Below are 15,620 nucleotides of genomic sequence, written 5' to 3' on the forward strand. Positions count from 1 at the left end.
GAGCTAGATTGCCTGACGAAGTTGGAAGTAACGTCCTTCTTCGTTTAACAGCGATTCATGAGAGCCGTGTTCTACAATCTCGCCTTGTTCAATTAGAACGATAGAATCCATCGCTTCCAGACCAATCAAACGGTGCGTAATGAAGATAACCGTCTTGCCTTCAAAGTGCTTCTCGAACAGTGCCATGATACTGTGTTCTGTTTGCTTATCTAAGCCTTCTGTTGGCTCATCTAGAAGCAGGATAGGGGCATCATGAAGAATGGCACGTGCGATACCAATACGGCGCTTCTCACCACCAGACAGTTGACGACCACCGTCACCCAACCAGCTATCAAGACCATCATTCTCAAGCAGCTTTTCTAGACCAACGTCTTTAAGGATGTTAGCTAGGTGCTCATCGTTGGCATCTGGTTTCGCAATCAACAAGTTGTCGCGTAGGCTGCCATTCAAGATGTCGACACGCTGGCTTACCACACTGATTGATTCACGAAGCTGTGATTCATTCCACTGCGTCAGTTCAATACCCGCGATTGAGATGTAGCCCTTTTTAGGATCCCAGTAGCGAGTCAGAAGCTGAATCAGAGTCGATTTACCTGAACCCGTTTGACCCACAATCGCAACCTTGTTCGTTGCCGGAATTGTTAGCTCAACAGCGTTCAGAACACTGCGCTCAGAATCAGGGTAGTTGAACGTCACGTTTGAGAACGTAATATCAAGTGGCTTATTGATGTCGAGCTTCTCTTCAGCAAACTGAACTTCAGGCTCCGACAGAATCACTTCGTTCAAGCGACGAGCAGAAGACAGAGTTTGACCTAAATGCTGGAACGCGCCTGTGATAGGCATCAGCAGTTCAAAACTTGCCATAGTAGCGAACGCCATTAGCGCGATGAACGGGTCTGGTGCATTGCCACCCACGCCGTCAGCCGCAAGCCAAAGCATAAGAACCAACGTCAAACCGTTGAACAGCATTAGTGCAGCTGACGCCATACCAGTTAGGTTAGCATTCACAAACTGATTCGCCATCAGCTTGTGTTGCGTTTCTAGAATCGCATTACGGTACCGCTCTTCAGCACCGAACAGAGTCAGTTCGCTGTAGCCTTCAACCCAATCTAGCGTAGTCACACGAAGGTCAGCTTTGTTCTGTGTCAGCTCACCGCCGTTACGCTTGCCCAGCTTGTAGAACAAGATTGGCCAAACCAACAGCATGATCAGAAGGATAGAACCTAAGATCAAACCAAGCGAACTATCGAACCACATTAAGAATAGAGTCAGGAAGAAAATCCCAAACACACCCACCGTCACAGGGCTTACTAAACGTAAGTACACGTGATCCATCGCGTCGACATCAGCAACCAAACGGTTCAGTAGATCGGCGTCACGAAGGTTTGAGATACGACCTGGGATCAGCGGAGCCAGCTTCTTGAAGAAAAAGATACGTAAATCAGTTAACAGTTTGAATGTTGCATTGTGGCTGACAACACGTTCACCCCAACGACCCGCAGTACGGCTCATTGCCAAACCACGTACACCACCACCCGGTAGCATGTAGTTGAAGGTTTCACGTGCAATCGTAAGGCCTGCAACCGCAGAAGCTGAAATGAACCAGCCTGATAGCGTTAACAAGCCGATAGAAGCCGACAGAGTAGCAAAAGCCAATAGCATGCCTAGCGATAGGCCAAACCAATGCTTTTTATAGAGTTTCAGGTAAGGCAGTAAATCACGCATCTAAATTACCCTTATTATCTTGTTGAGCTAAGTTCGCGTTCAGCATCTCTTCAAACAAACCACCCGCAGTCGAAAGCTGAGAGTAATGACCTTGTTCAACCAGACCGCCATCACGCATCACCAGAATATTATCGACTGATTTAAGAGGTGCGAGTTGGTGCGTTACAAGCAGGGCAGTGCGGCTTTCAATATTGCTATTGATGCCTTTCATCACTAACTGTTCGCTACGAGTATCTAGGCTGGCAGTGGGTTCATCTAACAACCAGAACTGGCCATCTTGAATCATTGCGCGAGCTAGTGCCAAACGCTGAGATTGACCAACAGACAGGCCGCCAGAGCGATCAGAAATCATGTAATCCAAGCCGTGTTCGTTAACGAAATCGCTAGCAAATGATTGCTCAAGTGCATTCTCGACAACTTGGTCAGCAATATCGTGCTTACCCAGGGTGACGTTGTCACGAATGCTGCCGTGCAACAACAATGGGTTTTGACCCACCCAGCTAATGGTTTTACGCCAAGAGGCTAAGTCTAAGTCACGCAGTTCAATGCCATTGATTTTCAAGCTTCCTTCATAAGGCATGAAACCAAGGATGGCATTGATCAAACTTGTTTTACCCGCACCACTTGGGCCAACTAACGCAGTCGATTGGCGAGTGTTAAGTGCGAACGAGATAGGACCAACCAATTGAACGCCTTCAGGGCTTAACACTTTTAGGTCGCTAGCTTCAATATTGATGCCTTGAGCCGGATCGAGCTGAGTGTCGCCTGATTTAACCTTAGTGATGTCGGTTTCTAAGAACTCGACAATACTTTCGGCTGCGCCAACCGCTTGTTGCTTCGCGTGGTAGAAAGTACCTAAGTCACGCAGAGGTTGGTAAAACTCTGGCGCCAAGATAAGGATGAACAAACCTGCGAATAGAGTAATGCCAACACCGTAGTGACCGAAGTTCAGTTCACCGATGTAAGTGAAACCAAAGTAAACCGCGGTCATCGCGATAGAGATCGACGTGAAGAACTCAAGTACCGCAGAAGACAAGAAAGCGATTTTCAACACATCCATGGTGCGCGTTCTGAACACTTCAGATGCACCTTTAAGTACTTCTGTTTCAGCGTTGGTGCGATCAAATAGACGAATGGTTGTCATTGACTGCAAACGGTCGTAAAAGTGACCTGAAAGACGCTGCAGCGCTTTGAAGTTTTTACGGTTTGCATCGGCCGCTTTCATACCAACAAGTGCCATGAACATCGGCACCAGTGGAGCCGTAATCAAGAAGATCAGTCCTGCTGCCCAGTTTATTGGGAACACCACAACCAAAATAATGAATGGAATCATTACCGATAAAGACATCTGAGGAAGGTAACGAGAGAAGAAGTCTTGCATGTCTTCTACTTGTTCTAACAACAGCGTTGCCCACGTACCGGCAGGTTTACCTTTAATGTAAGCAGGGCCTAACTCACGTAATTTATCTAGGATGAGTTGCCTGATGTAGACGCGGATTTGTTCACCACAGCGATAACCTGCGATTTCACGTCCCCATGTACAGCCAGCACGGCCAACGACCGATAATGCCAAGCCTGCGAAATGACCAACCAGTTCAGATTTATCGACATTCTCGATGATCAGCTGGTGAAGAATAGAGGCGAGAAGAGCTGCTTGAGCAATTAAAAACACGCTTGAAAGTACGCCAAGGCTAATCGCAATCATAAGCCAGCGTTTCGCTAACTTACTCTGTTGCTTAAGCCACTTGTTCAAGCTGCGTTGTTTTTTCTTATCCATTATGAAGGCTTAATGATAATTATTATTTGTTGAGGGCGGCTAGTATACAAAAGAAAGCCCAGTGGATATACCACTGGGCTCTAGGGATTTACAACAAAATGTGATGACGCCCTGCATCTACTGAGGCGAGAGCACCGATAATCAAATCTGCAATCTCAGATTTACTTATCGTTAAGGCCATCTAGGAAGCGCTCAGCATCCAGTGCAGCCATACAACCTGTACCAGCAGAAGTGATTGCTTGGCGGTAGTTGTGGTCCATTACATCACCTGCAGCGAACACGCCTGGGATGCTGGTTTGTGTTGCGTTACCTTCAAGACCAGACTGTACGATGATGTAATCATCTTTCATGTCGACTTGGCCTTTGAAAATTTCAGTGTTTGGTTGGTGACCGATAGCAATGAATGCGCCCATTACTTCGATATCTTCCGTTTTGTCAGACTGAGTATCTTTAATGCGAACGCCAGTTACGCCCATATCGTCGCCTAGAACTTCGTCTAGCGTGCGATCAGTGTGAAGAACAATGTTGCCGTTCTCTACTTTGTCCATTAAACGTTTCACTAGGATCTTTTCAGCGCGGAACGTGTCACGACGGTGAACTAAGTGAACTTCAGACGCGATGTTAGACAGGTAAAGTGCTTCTTCAACAGCGGTGTTACCACCACCCACAACTGCAACTTTCTGGTTGCGGTAGAAGAAACCATCACACGTTGCACAAGCAGAAACGCCACGGCCTTTGAATGCTTCTTCAGAATCTAAACCTAGGTACTTAGCCGATGCACCCGTTGAGATGATCAATGCATCACACGTGTACTCGCCAGAATCGCCTTTAAGGCGGAAAGGGCGGTTTGATAGATCGACTTCGTTAATGTGGTCGAACAGGATCTCTGTTTCAAAGCGCTCTGCGTGCTCTTTCATGCGATCCATCAGTGCTGGACCCGTTAAACCTTCAGCATCACCCGGCCAGTTTTCCACTTCTGTTGTGGTTGTAAGCTGACCACCTTGCTGCATACCGGTAACCAGTACTGGGTTTAGGTTTGCACGAGCAGCGTAAACTGCAGCTGTATAGCCAGCAGGGCCAGAACCAAGAATCAATAAATTACAGTGCTTTACGTCGCTCATGAGGACTCCGAAATTGAAATTGTTTTTATTTATAATCGCTTAGGATTGTATGGAAAATATGGAGGCAATAAAAGGTTAAACAAGGGCTGAAGTGTAATTAATCGTTATAGTTTATTATTGTCAGCTCTGCTCGCACCAATACAACGGTGGTTTGACACCCAATGAGTCAGAAGATTGTTCTGGTTAAATTCTAAGATCGTAGTCAATATTAGTGGGCCACTACAGATATAGCCGTGACCACTGAAGTTGCTTGATTTTAGCCAAAATCAAGATCATGCTCGGTGACATGAAAATAACTCTATCCAATGAATAAAAAATTATGTTGATTAACCAACACGATACAACTCGCGATGGTATCAAAGCTGTATTCAATGCTAGTAACGGTTAGAGTCCTGAAGGAATTGCCGATGCACTGCTTACCCATGAAACAACGGTTAGACAGCATCTCAAAGACAATTCACTATCGAAGAAGCTCAAGCCTAAAAATGGTGGTTCAAGAAGTTACTTATCTGAGCAACAACCCCAAAGCTTGATTTGACACCTAACCGTGGGTACATATCATCATACGTAGAAGATTATTGCTCATGTTTTAACTGCTTATCGCGTGCAATATAGTGTTGTCGGGATGAATAAATGGTATCAGTTACAAAATGCCGAAAGGCGTGCCTCATAAGCTTGATGAAAATAAACAGAAAGCATTTATTGAGGCTTATGAAGTGCTCAAACCATCACCTTCAAGTTGATTTGACTGGTACTTCCACAAGTGGGGCTTGTGAAAGTACCAGTCAATATTGGTTACGGTTGTATTGGTGGAGGTGCTTGGAATAAATCATCAAGTGAATAGCGTTCAACAACTGTGACAAAAACGTAATCCGGTTTCCATTCTTGAATTAACTGTTCGAGCGCTTGTGTACCTAAAAGTTTACTCCAGTTTTGCTTCAAGATATGGCTAAAGGTAGCTGTCATATAAGGAGCTAAAGCGTTCCCGTATGAATCACTTAACCATAATACTTTTTTGTTATTGAGTGCCTTTGGTGTTGTGATTAAGTACAGGTCATCCCTATGCCCATATAATGGTGCTGTGCCTTTGTATACCACCGAATCTTTGTTGTAATCACTTATGATATGACTTAACTGTAAATTGTTTGCTTCTGTTATTGGATTAGGATCAGAATATAGACTGCCAACTCGGAGAAATCTTGTAAGGTCACCATGGATATATGAATCATTCCGTATGACATTACTCCAATTAAGAGGAGGTAAAACTAGGCCTTCATTATTGATTCGTAACATAAACTCATTGAAAGCAACTCCCGCACCGTAATAATTCCAATGCGTATCAGTCTTGTAGTATAAATCTTGAGTATTTATAACGTCAGATATTGTATGCCTGATGTCGATGTAGATATCATTGTCATACAGCGTATGCGATATCGATTCGCTACTGGTTTTTGCCCATAGAGGTAGATATTCGTTGTAAATTGTACTCTTATTTGGCCCGACTAATATTTTATAGTCTGTAACACCGTTCTTTTGAAAGTACTTTTTCCAGAGTGTCTGTGATTCTATGATTACTGATGAGCGTTCCTGAACTTCTACAGTTTGAAAGCCTGTACGGTAAGCTGAAATTGTTTTTTGGTGGTCATCGCCTAAAAAGAACCACCCATCTTTCCCAACAACAACGGAGTTAGGTTTGATGCTTACCCCTAGAGGAACTAAATATGGGTTTATTTTCCCTTCAATAACATCAAGTGAATAAAGGAACTTTGTATTAGTTAGATTTTCCTTTGTAAATCCACCTGAAAAAATATTTACAATCGGCAGTATTGATAAAATAACACTGATTAATAAGAAAAATATTTTAATGTTGACTCTATTGTTCAATGAGATTTTCCTTATTAAAAGTTGAAATATAGAAACACACTTGAAGATGAGCTTCTGATAATGTAAATGGATGCTGCAAACAAAAAGGCCGCTGAAATCATTTTTCCGATCCCAACACCTCTTTGTATCAATTCATATGAATTAGTTTTAGACAATAGATAAAAAGAAAAAGAGATGGTAGAGAATGGGATTGCATTTACGGCTACCATATTAGGAAGAATACCAAATAGAAGGTCAAAATTAGTGCCAATCCATGACAATTTGTTAGAAGGTATTCCCTCTATTGGTTTGTCGATTAGATTGAGCCCGATCATACTAGATAATAGGTTTACGGCGGTTGTAAGGTTTTCCGCCCTAAAAAAGACCCATGTCATATTGATGAATATAAACGTTGTCAGCCAAGCTAACCATGTTGGCATGTTTCCGCCAACAGATTTCCATATTCTGTGCAATACGAGAGCCATGCCATGTAACGCTCCCCAGATAACAAACATCCAGCTAGCACCATGCCATAACCCACCAATTAGAAATGTAATGAAAAGGTTGCTGTAAGTCGTTAGTTCTTTTTTCTTACTCCCACCAAGAGGGATGTAAATGTAATCCTTAAGGAACCTTCCTAATGTTATGTGCCATCTACGCCAAAAGTCTTGGATATCTAATGATTTATAAGGCGAGTTAAAGTTGATTGGTAGCTTTATATTAAATAGCAACGCAGCACCCATCGCCATATCGCAGTAACCACTGAAGTCAAAGTACAACTGAAAAGAGTAGCTCAAGCTCGTTAGCCAAGCTTCGTAGAATGATAATGTCGCGGAGTTATAGAACCCTGCATCAGCCCATATAGAAAATGTATCAGCTATGGCAATTTTCTTAAATAAGCCGATAGAAAATATAAATAAACCAAGCGAGATGTTTTTTCTTCTAGGAGCAAGATTCCATTTTGAATTAAATTGCGGCATCATTTCTTTATGATGAACTATCGGACCCGCAATTAATTGTGGGAAAAAAGTCACAAATAGCGAGTAGTTCAAGAGGTCATATTCTTTAGTTTCTTTTCTGTAGCTGTCAACTAAGTACGCTATTTGCTGAAATGTGAAAAAACTAATAGCGAGTGGAAGAGCGATGTTAGTATTTTCCAATGGCTGGGATAATAATAAATTCACATTCCCAATAATAAAGTTGGTGTACTTAAAGTAGCCAAGTAAAGCTATGTTTGTTATCACTCCAAAAGCCAAAAGAGACGACTTTTTAATGCCTTTATCTTTCTTGATTAGATGACTTCCTAAAGCAAAGTTGAATGCCAACGAGCCGAGAATTATGGGAAGGTAGGATGGCTCCCATCTAGCATAAAATATAAGACTAGCAACCACTAACCACATCTTCGCACAAGTATATAGTCGATACTTTGCTAGTATGAAATATATACAAAAGCAGATGGGTAAAAAGATGAATATGAAATTTATAGAACTGAATAGCATAGGGACGTTACAAGGTGATAATCGAACTGGGAATGATACACTACTTGAGCTGTACGTCTTTAATTTTTTGTATATAAACGTTCTCGGACGATCTCTAAATCAACCACCAGAATGAAACGCGGTTCTAAGATCGCATGATTTTGGTGTGGAGTGCGAACAGGGCCTGAGCGTCCAATTCCATAACTAATTTTATTGTCATTGCCTAATTTTTATTTTTCTGTAGTTAGTGGATTTTTGACGTGCAAATAACAGTCCAGGTACGCTATATGGAGCGGGCATAATCTCAACATCCTCTCGACCTTTTTTGATGGTGGTAAGCGATTACCACACATTAAAGTTATAGGAACAAAAGCTCGTACCTACACGATTGAAGCGGTGTTTGTTGGTTCCACTTATCTAGTCGATGTTAATGCCCTCATAAATAACTTTGATGTCGAGCCTAAACCTGATCGCGAATTTACTATTCTTGGCTTAGGTTAGCAATGATGCAATCCGAAGTATCAACATACTGTGAACAAAAATTTTATTAGCCTTAACATATCACCATATTTACTACACGAGTGTTCGCACTAAAGCATAGACTCGTTTTATATTGAGCTTTACAAGAACCAGAGACTCTTCTAGTGAAAGGGTTGATGTATCTGAGTTAAATAAAATTTAAGATTGTGTCTTGAGCGCATTTAACGACAAATTTGAAGAACTAAAAAGATAAGGAATTAAGGTGGAATACCTAAATGTAATGCTAGCGAAAAAACACAAATTGATTTAAGGGCGGCCGAGTTCCCCCCGAACTCGACCTGTTCCAGACGCGTAAGCAAAGGCGTTTGGTTTCTGGCTTACTGATAAATTAACCAATTTCAGTTTGTTGTGTAAATAATCAATAGTTTGGCAACTGATAGGTAGATCGTATTTCGATGTGCAAATCATAGAAATGAATGTGGCAACCGTGGTGCCTGAGTTCATGCAAGGAGGCTGGCGTATTGAAGTGAAAGGGCCGACACAATATGAAACTTGTCTTTCTAGTTAATAATATCGTTATTATTTAAATTGTAGGTATTTATAACTGGTTAGTGGAGTGTGCTAGTTTTAAGAGTTGGTCATCTTTTATTCTGGTGTTATACACTGCTTTTTATTTCTAGATTGGATTTAGTGTCTGAATTATTAAATCTGACGGGATAAATGATTGTTTAATGTTGATTTGGCAAGATCTTCAAGTATCCTTTATGTAAATAAAACGTTAAATATCGAAAGTTAATTAACAATCATTAAGGAGTCGATGATGTTACATGCTCACGAAAATACCCTACATATTACCCACCTCAGTAACCATGCAGTTAAGGAGTTGTCACCTTCATTCTCTAAGCTACCAAGCACAGAGCATGCAGATGGCCAGTTCCGATTGAGAAGGTACTCAGTGGTTGAATTCAGTAATGGACAAGTCGTTGAGCTAGACAAACATAACTTTGTTCAGTCTGAAAACATTAATCACTTTCAAGGTGATGTTGTTCGTCAGTTCGAGCCGATTGAAGCGAATATTCTAAGCAGCGAAGGCATGCAAGAGATGTGTGAACTGTTTATTGAAACCAACGGGCTTGAAGACGGGCAAGAAATCGAAATTCATCAGATCCGCATTGCCGCTATTTTTGAAGAAACTCAGGTTGCCCCTGAAGGTGTCCACCAAGATGGTTTTGACCATATCGCTTTGATCGGTGTGAACCGTCACAACATTGTGGGCGGTGAAATCATGCTGTATCAAGATTCACATGAAGCGCCATTCTTTAGAAAGGTGTTGGGCGATGGCGAGGTTGCGATGCTGGCAGACAGTAAGCTTTGGCACAATGCACAACCGATTCGCACCATAGACCACGATGAGATGGGCTATATGGATGTGTTTGTTCTAACAGCTAAGGATGCGCGCAATGTCCTTCACTCTTAATGATGTGCGCCAACAGTTTAGTGCTTTAGGCCAATATCATAACGGCAAGCCTGTGACCTTTTTTGATGGGCCAGGTGGATCTCAGGTGCCAGAAAATGTTTTAGCTTCGATGACCGAATACCTAGGACATTTCAATTCAAACCTAGGCGGCCACTATTTTTCTAGCCAAAAGACGACGAGCTTAATGCAGAAAGCGCGAGAAGCGGCGCAAGCACTGCTTAATGCTGAATCTTCTGGCAACGTTGTGTTCGGTGCGAACATGACATCGTTGACCTTCCAACTTAGCCGAGCGATCAGCCGCGATTGGAAAGAGGGCGATGAAGTTATCGTCACGGCGTTAGATCATTACTCGAATGTTTCGAGCTGGCAGCAAGCGGCAGACGACAAAGGCGCGATTGTTCGCCAAGTTCGCGTAGACGAGTCGGATTGCAGTTTGAATATGGCGCATTTTGAATCGCTGCTTAACGAGAAAACCAAGCTTGTCGCGGTGACGTTTGCTTCGAACACGACAGGCTCGATTGTCGACATGGCAAAAGTTATTGAGCTTGCACATCAGCATGGCGCGCAGGTTTATGTCGATGCCGTGCATTACGCACCGCATCATTTGATTGATGTTCAGCAACTGAATTGTGATTTCTTAGCGTGTTCAGCGTATAAGTTCTTCGGCCCGCATGTGGGCATTGCTTATGTTGCGCCTCAATGGCTACACACGTTAAAGCCTTACAAGGTTGAGCCTGCAACCAATATCGGCCCAGGTCGATTTGAGACAGGTACGCAAAGCTTCGAAGGCCTTGCCGGTGTGATTGCGGCGGTAGATTACTTGGCGCAGTTAGGTGATCCAGCCGATTCATTGCGTTCTCGTTTAGAGCAAAGCTACGCGCTGTATAATAAGCATGAAAGCCAACTCAGTGAGTACTTCCTTAAACGCTTGTCCGATCTTGAAGGGGCAAAGCTTTACGGAAAAACCGAATTTGATTCGAACCTAAGAACCCCAACCTTTGCGATTACCTTTGAGAACCATTCTCCAGAGTTCATCGCCAAGAAGTTGGGTGAGCATAATATCTGTGTGTGGAATGGTCACTTCTACGCACTAGGATTGGTAAAGCAATTGGGTATTGAAGAGCAGGGCGTGGTGCGTATTGGTTGTATGCATTACAACTCGATTGAAGAGATCGACTTGTTGTTTAATGTGCTTGAAGGGATCTTGCGAAGCCACTAGCTGGAGTAATTAGCAAGAAGTCACTAGTACTTTAATAGCGACAAAATTAGAAAAGAGCATACTTCTCTCAATAATATTGAGTAGGAAGTATGCTCTTTTTTGTTTGATTGAGCTTATATCTGTTTAACGGCAGTTATTCTATTAGGACGGTTACTAAGACTAAAACCGTTAATCGATTAACTCCATGACTTAACTAAGACAACTGCTTAACGAGAGCTGCACCTACTGCGTGAGCACTGGTTGGGTTTTGGCCGGTAATCACTCGCTCATCAACAATTACAAGCTCATGCCAAGGTTGAACCTTGTTGAAACGCGCTGCGCTACGAGCAAGAGATTCTTCCAATAAGAACGGAATGTCATTGATGGTGCCAAAGTCGATTTCTTCTTCACGTGTAAAACCAGTCACAGATTTAGAGCTCAGTAACTTCTCCCCGTTGCTCAGGACAATCGGAAGCAGTGCTGCTGGGCCGTGACATACTGATGCGATCACACCGCCATCTTCATAGTGCTTAGCCGTAATAGCTGCGAATTGCTCGTCGGTTGCTAAGTCAGAAAGCAAACCGAAACCACCTGGGTAGAAGATAGCATCGTAGCTTTCTACGTTAATTTGGCTTACAGGAATCGTGTTATTAATGCGGTTCTGGAAGTCATCATCAGCCAGGATCTCGGCGTTTACTGAATCACATTCAATATCGGTTCCGTACAATGGGCCTTTACCACCCTTGATAGACGCGATGTCGTACTCAAAACCCGCAGCAATGATCTCTTTCAGTGCATGAGTCAGTTCAGGCGCGTAAGTACCGTTCGCTTGATCTGTATCGCCTAGTGTTGCGTGGTTAGTTACAGGTATTAGTATTTTTTTCATGATTCGTCCCTTTGAGCACGTTTGTTTGGTTTCAGCGTCGTTGTTTTGCTTTAGGCATCGTGGTTTTTATTTAGAAAACCAAAGTTTTCAATTGAGATTCCGCTGTTTCGTTACCTGTAATACTAGTAGTAAACCATTTGAGTGATAATATGCCGAATAGGCAAAACATTATTGCTATATAGCAATAGTCGGATGTGAATTAGTCGAATGTGAATTCGTTAGACGTTAACAGGTGAAGTATGGATAGCTTTGAAGGTATTAATGAATTTGTTGCCGTAGCGGAGTGTCACGGCTTTTCTGCGGCCGCGAAACAACTTGGTTGCAGTACCAGCCATGTCAGCCGCCAAGTATCGAGATTAGAAGAGCGGGTAGGCGTGGCTTTACTGGCTCGATCCACTCGTATGGTAAGTTTGACGGAGTCTGGGCATACGTATTATCAGCAATGCAAAGATCTGGTTATTGGGCTGCAACAGGCGAATGAACAAGTCACATCTCAACAAGCTCAGTTGAGCGGTACATTACGCGTGAGTGCTGCGGGTGCGTTTGCTGAAAATCATGCTGCCGCGGCGCTGATGGAATTTGCCAAAGACCACCCTGATCTCACTATCGAAATGAACTTCAATACCAATATGGTTAACTTTATTGAAGATGGTATTGATTTCGCGATTCGTTATGGTCGGTTAGATGATTCTGGTTTGGTGGCAAGGAAGCTGGTGGATCGGCCAATGGCAGCGGCCGCGAGTCAGAACTACATCGATCAATTCGGTTCTCCAACACAGCCTGAACAGTTGAAGTGGCACAGCTGTATTATTGCCAACAGTGATCAGTGGTTGTTTGAGAAAGATGGAAAACCGTTAAACGCGGTGCGCGTACATGGGCGTTGGAAAAGCAATAACTCGAGTGCGGTACTTAAAGCTTGTGAAGGAGGGCTTGGCATTGTTTATCTTCCCAAAAGCAGCTTCAATGGCGGTCTTGCCAATGGGAAGCTCGTTCCAGTGCTAGAAGAATATTGGGGAGCAGGTACAAGCAGTTGGATCGTATATCAAAACCGTCGCTTTCTTCCACAGAGAGCAAGGCTGGCTATCGACTTCTTAGTTTCTTATTTTTCCGATTGGAATGAATAACCGAATAGATAATGCTTACATAGCTATACAATATCCTTGTTGTTTTTTGATGTGCGTAATAAGAAGGTGCTATTTGTCTACTTTTGATGACTTACGCTTACGATTGAGTTGTAGAGAAGCCTAAAGCAGTACGATATACTAGATATCATATTAATGTCCCTAACGCGTGATAGATTGTGTGGAAGCGTTGGCAGGATGTGTTGTTATGCTTCGGCTTATGAAGTGTAGCGAGAATGCGGAGTTGGCAATGTCTTCAATAAATTTCGAATCCACGTACGGTGTAATAACGATTCAAGATATGAATGTAGTGAGTGTTGACGCTAACTATGCTCGCATCTATGGATACCAATCACCGGAAGAACTACTTTCTGATATCGATAGCTTTCTAGATCTCATCTCAGAAGAGTACCATGTTTTAGCCTATCAAAATTACCTCGAAACGGTCAGTGGTCAACGAGATCCTCAGGTTCACACCTATACCAATGTTGATCGCAATGGCCGAGAGTTTACTGTGATTTCTATCGATCATGTGACGGAGTGGCAGGGAAGACCTGCACTGCAAGTCACGGTTATCGATCTTTCCCCTGCGATTCAGCTGCAAAATGCAGTGCGTGAGCAAGATAAGATGTATCACGACATGATCATGCAATCAGGGCAGGGCATCTTGGTTCACCGAGATTTCAAACCGTTGATGGTCAATCAATCCTGGGTAAAACTGCAAGGTGGATCTTCCATAGATCAAGTCTTAGCGCTGGATTCGATTCTTGACTTAGTGCCACAGCAGAATAGCGACGGCATCTATAAACACTATCAAGCGATCGTGTCGGGTGAGTTGTCGGGAACCAGTACCGTGGTTGAAAACATTGGCTTTGACGGTGTTCATCGCTTCTTTAATATTTACGATAATGCAATTACTTGGAAAGGTCAGCGGGCCGTTCAAGTGGTACTCGAAGATGTGACTCAAAAGGTGATGTTGGAGAAGCAGTTGGTTCACCAAGCGAATTACGATGAAATGACGGATCTGCTTAATCGTAGGGCGATTTATGAATGGTTAAGAGAGCACATGTTCTCTAAAAACTACCTTGTCTGTATGCTACTAGATATCGATGACTTCAAGTCGATTAATGACACTTATGGTCATATGGTAGGTGATGAGGTAATTTGTGCTTTAGCTAGCATAACCAAGCGTAATGCCGAGAAAGTTGGTGGAGTAGCAGGCCGTTGGGGTGGTGAAGAGTTCATTCTATTTATCCCCAATACGTCTCTTGAAACAGCTCTCGAAGTTTCAGAAGAGATTCGCCAACAGTTCAATCAAGTCGAGTTCAAAGTGGGTGAACAAATTCGTTTTAACTCTAGCGTGAGTATCGGAATCAGCGATAGCCGAGCGTGTGAAGACGGTGTCACTATTGACGCACTCGTGAATTTAACCGACCAATCTCTTTATCGCGCGAAAGCCAATGGCAAGAATTGTGTAGACGGAGATGTAGTCGCGCTTTAACGCCTAAAACCGTCATCGAAAGCGAATAGAATCGACAACAAAAAATGCCCTCAAGTCATCACTTGAGGGCATTTTAGTTTTTGGCTATTAACTGAACGCTTCTCACTATAAGAAACGCTTCTAACTATAAGAAACGTTTAAGTTCTATAAATTAGGCAGACACTTCCACTTCGTAAGAACCAAATTTACGGATGTTAATCACGCCAGTATCTAGGATAAGGTATTGACCTTTAATGCCTTGAAGTACGCCCGTCACTTCAGGGTTCTTATCAAAGTTGTGCGATACAATTTTCACAGGGTGCTGTTCAACTGGGTAGCTCAATGAAGTAATGCTCTCACTGAGCACCTCGATAGCATCATCACCAAACTTCGCTCTGATCTCTTGAATCTTATCTTCTACAAGTGGCAATAGTTCTTTGGCTTTTTCAACCAACTCCATATCGTCACCGTCGCCTTTTAGCAGCGTGCGCCAGTTGGTTTTATCGGCGATGTGTTTTGCTAATTCGACTTCAATAAGGCCAGAGATCTGACGTGTTTTTACCTTCAAAATAGGTAGGCCTTGAGTGGCTCCTTGATCAATCCAACGGGTAGGGATTTGTGTATGGCGAGTGATTCCAACCTTAAGGCTTGATGTGTTCGACAGGTAAACGAAGTGATCGACGAAGCAATTTTCTACACCCCATTGAGGTTCACGACAAGTGCCTTGATCGTAGTGGCAAGTCTCCGGCTTCATTATGCACATATCGCAGCTCGCTAGCTTTTTCATGCACACAAAGCAGTGACCTTGAGAGTAGCTTTTCTTAGTTTTCTTACCACACGAACAACAAAAAATATTACCAGTGTGGGTAAGGTTGATGGTTTTTCCAATCAGAGGGTTTAGCTCTACAAACTCTTCCCCTACAGGTAAACGGTAGGTAACCGTACCATCAAGGGAAGCACTCATTTTCTTGAGTGTTCCTTTTGCTAATAAAGACATGACATTACTCGTTGTAT

The 15,620-nt window shown here is 43.0% G+C and carries 13 protein-coding genes; 6 read left to right on the forward strand and 7 right to left on the reverse strand.

From position 1 onward, the window contains the following. Window positions 1-3: 3 nt before the first annotated feature. The 3 genes from cydC to trxB form a co-directional block, all read right to left on the reverse strand. Complete coding sequence (gene cydC, locus AB4513_RS11530) at window positions 4-1,725, reverse strand: heme ABC transporter ATP-binding protein/permease CydC (protein ID WP_009846460.1); 1,722 nt, start codon at window positions 1,723-1,725, stop codon at window positions 4-6. Next, complete coding sequence (gene cydD / locus AB4513_RS11535) at window positions 1,718-3,502, reverse strand: heme ABC transporter permease/ATP-binding protein CydD (RefSeq protein ID WP_009846461.1); 1,785 nt, start codon at window positions 3,500-3,502, stop codon at window positions 1,718-1,720. Before cydD ends, cydC begins: the two co-directional genes overlap by 8 nt. Window positions 3,503-3,663: 161 nt before the next feature. Then, window positions 3,664-4,623 (reverse strand): thioredoxin-disulfide reductase, encoded by a 960-nt coding sequence (gene trxB / locus AB4513_RS11540; RefSeq protein ID WP_004733400.1) that lies wholly within the window; start codon window positions 4,621-4,623, stop codon window positions 3,664-3,666. A 650-nt stretch (window positions 4,624-5,273) separates the two neighbouring features. Here trxB and AB4513_RS11545 point away from each other — a divergent pair. After that, entirely contained in the window at window positions 5,274-5,366 is a 93-nt protein-coding gene (locus AB4513_RS11545; RefSeq protein ID WP_232281805.1) for a winged helix-turn-helix domain-containing protein, read from the forward strand. A gap of 52 nt (window positions 5,367-5,418) precedes the next feature. On the opposite strand, the gene AB4513_RS11550 is transcribed toward AB4513_RS11545, so the two are convergent. Next, window positions 5,419-6,507, reverse strand: a complete 1,089-nt coding sequence (locus AB4513_RS11550) for an alginate O-acetyltransferase AlgX-related protein (RefSeq protein WP_009846463.1) — start codon at window positions 6,505-6,507, stop codon at window positions 5,419-5,421. Between the two features lie 14 nt (window positions 6,508-6,521). Beyond that, window positions 6,522-7,886, reverse strand: a complete 1,365-nt coding sequence (locus AB4513_RS11555) for an MBOAT family protein (RefSeq protein WP_009846464.1) — start codon at window positions 7,884-7,886, stop codon at window positions 6,522-6,524. A 429-nt stretch (window positions 7,887-8,315) separates the two neighbouring features. Here AB4513_RS11555 and AB4513_RS11560 point away from each other — a divergent pair, with 429 nt between their 5' ends. The 3 genes from AB4513_RS11560 (at window position 8,316) to AB4513_RS11570 (ending at window position 11,140) form a co-directional block, all read left to right on the forward strand. Then, window positions 8,316-8,465 carry a DNA circularization N-terminal domain-containing protein gene (locus tag AB4513_RS11560; RefSeq protein WP_371727407.1) on the forward strand — a complete coding sequence of 50 codons (150 nt, stop codon included), beginning with the start codon at window positions 8,316-8,318 and terminating at the stop codon, window positions 8,463-8,465. A 799-nt stretch (window positions 8,466-9,264) separates the two neighbouring features. Further along, window positions 9,265-9,921: a 2OG-Fe dioxygenase family protein gene (locus AB4513_RS11565; protein ID WP_009846467.1), complete on the forward strand. Its 657-nt coding sequence runs from the start codon at window positions 9,265-9,267 to the stop codon at window positions 9,919-9,921. Continuing rightward, window positions 9,905-11,140 carry a cysteine desulfurase-like protein gene (locus AB4513_RS11570; protein WP_009846468.1) on the forward strand — a complete coding sequence of 412 codons (1,236 nt, stop codon included), beginning with the start codon at window positions 9,905-9,907 and terminating at the stop codon, window positions 11,138-11,140. The genes AB4513_RS11565 and AB4513_RS11570 overlap by 17 nt, the downstream gene beginning before the upstream one ends. A gap of 193 nt (window positions 11,141-11,333) precedes the next feature. On the opposite strand, the gene AB4513_RS11575 is transcribed toward AB4513_RS11570, so the two are convergent. After that, a complete protein-coding gene (locus AB4513_RS11575; protein ID WP_009846469.1) occupies window positions 11,334-12,005 on the reverse strand; it encodes a type 1 glutamine amidotransferase domain-containing protein in 672 nt (223 codons plus the stop codon). A 239-nt stretch (window positions 12,006-12,244) separates the two neighbouring features. Here AB4513_RS11575 and AB4513_RS11580 point away from each other — a divergent pair, with 239 nt between their 5' ends. Then, entirely contained in the window at window positions 12,245-13,129 is an 885-nt protein-coding gene (locus AB4513_RS11580) for a LysR family transcriptional regulator (protein ID WP_102257346.1), read from the forward strand. Between the two features lie 247 nt (window positions 13,130-13,376). Beyond that, window positions 13,377-14,627 carry a diguanylate cyclase gene (locus AB4513_RS11585; RefSeq protein WP_372071046.1) on the forward strand — a complete coding sequence of 417 codons (1,251 nt, stop codon included), beginning with the start codon at window positions 13,377-13,379 and terminating at the stop codon, window positions 14,625-14,627. 151 nt (window positions 14,628-14,778) lie between these two features. On the opposite strand, the gene AB4513_RS11590 is transcribed toward AB4513_RS11585, so the two are convergent. Then, entirely contained in the window at window positions 14,779-15,603 is an 825-nt protein-coding gene (locus AB4513_RS11590; RefSeq protein ID WP_102257344.1) for a DUF2797 domain-containing protein, read from the reverse strand. Window positions 15,604-15,620: the final 17 nt, after the last annotated feature.

Origin of the sequence: Vibrio sp. 10N.222.54.E6 (genome assembly GCF_041473955.1) — a bacterium.
Lineage (GTDB): Bacteria > Pseudomonadota > Gammaproteobacteria > Enterobacterales > Vibrionaceae > Vibrio > Vibrio tasmaniensis_A.

What these genes read in the sequence shown, in the direction of transcription:
- AB4513_RS11585 (WP_372071046.1), top strand. Translation starts at nt 13,377, where the DNA reads ATGTCTTCAATAAATTTCGAATCCACGTACGGTGTAATAACGATTCAA.
- cydC (WP_009846460.1), bottom strand. Translation starts at nt 1,725, where the DNA reads ATGCGTGATTTACTGCCTTACCTGAAACTCTATAAAAAGCATTGGTTT.
- AB4513_RS11570 (WP_009846468.1), top strand. Translation starts at nt 9,905, where the DNA reads ATGTCCTTCACTCTTAATGATGTGCGCCAACAGTTTAGTGCTTTAGGC.
- AB4513_RS11590 (WP_102257344.1), bottom strand. Translation starts at nt 15,603, where the DNA reads ATGTCTTTATTAGCAAAAGGAACACTCAAGAAAATGAGTGCTTCCCTT.
- trxB (WP_004733400.1), bottom strand. Translation starts at nt 4,623, where the DNA reads ATGAGCGACGTAAAGCACTGTAATTTATTGATTCTTGGTTCTGGCCCT.
- AB4513_RS11545 (WP_232281805.1), top strand. Translation starts at nt 5,274, where the DNA reads ATGCCGAAAGGCGTGCCTCATAAGCTTGATGAAAATAAACAGAAAGCA.
- AB4513_RS11565 (WP_009846467.1), top strand. Translation starts at nt 9,265, where the DNA reads ATGTTACATGCTCACGAAAATACCCTACATATTACCCACCTCAGTAAC.
- AB4513_RS11580 (WP_102257346.1), top strand. Translation starts at nt 12,245, where the DNA reads ATGGATAGCTTTGAAGGTATTAATGAATTTGTTGCCGTAGCGGAGTGT.
- cydD (WP_009846461.1), bottom strand. Translation starts at nt 3,502, where the DNA reads ATGGATAAGAAAAAACAACGCAGCTTGAACAAGTGGCTTAAGCAACAG.
- AB4513_RS11555 (WP_009846464.1), bottom strand. Translation starts at nt 7,886, where the DNA reads ATGTGGTTAGTGGTTGCTAGTCTTATATTTTATGCTAGATGGGAGCCA.
- AB4513_RS11575 (WP_009846469.1), bottom strand. Translation starts at nt 12,005, where the DNA reads ATGAAAAAAATACTAATACCTGTAACTAACCACGCAACACTAGGCGAT.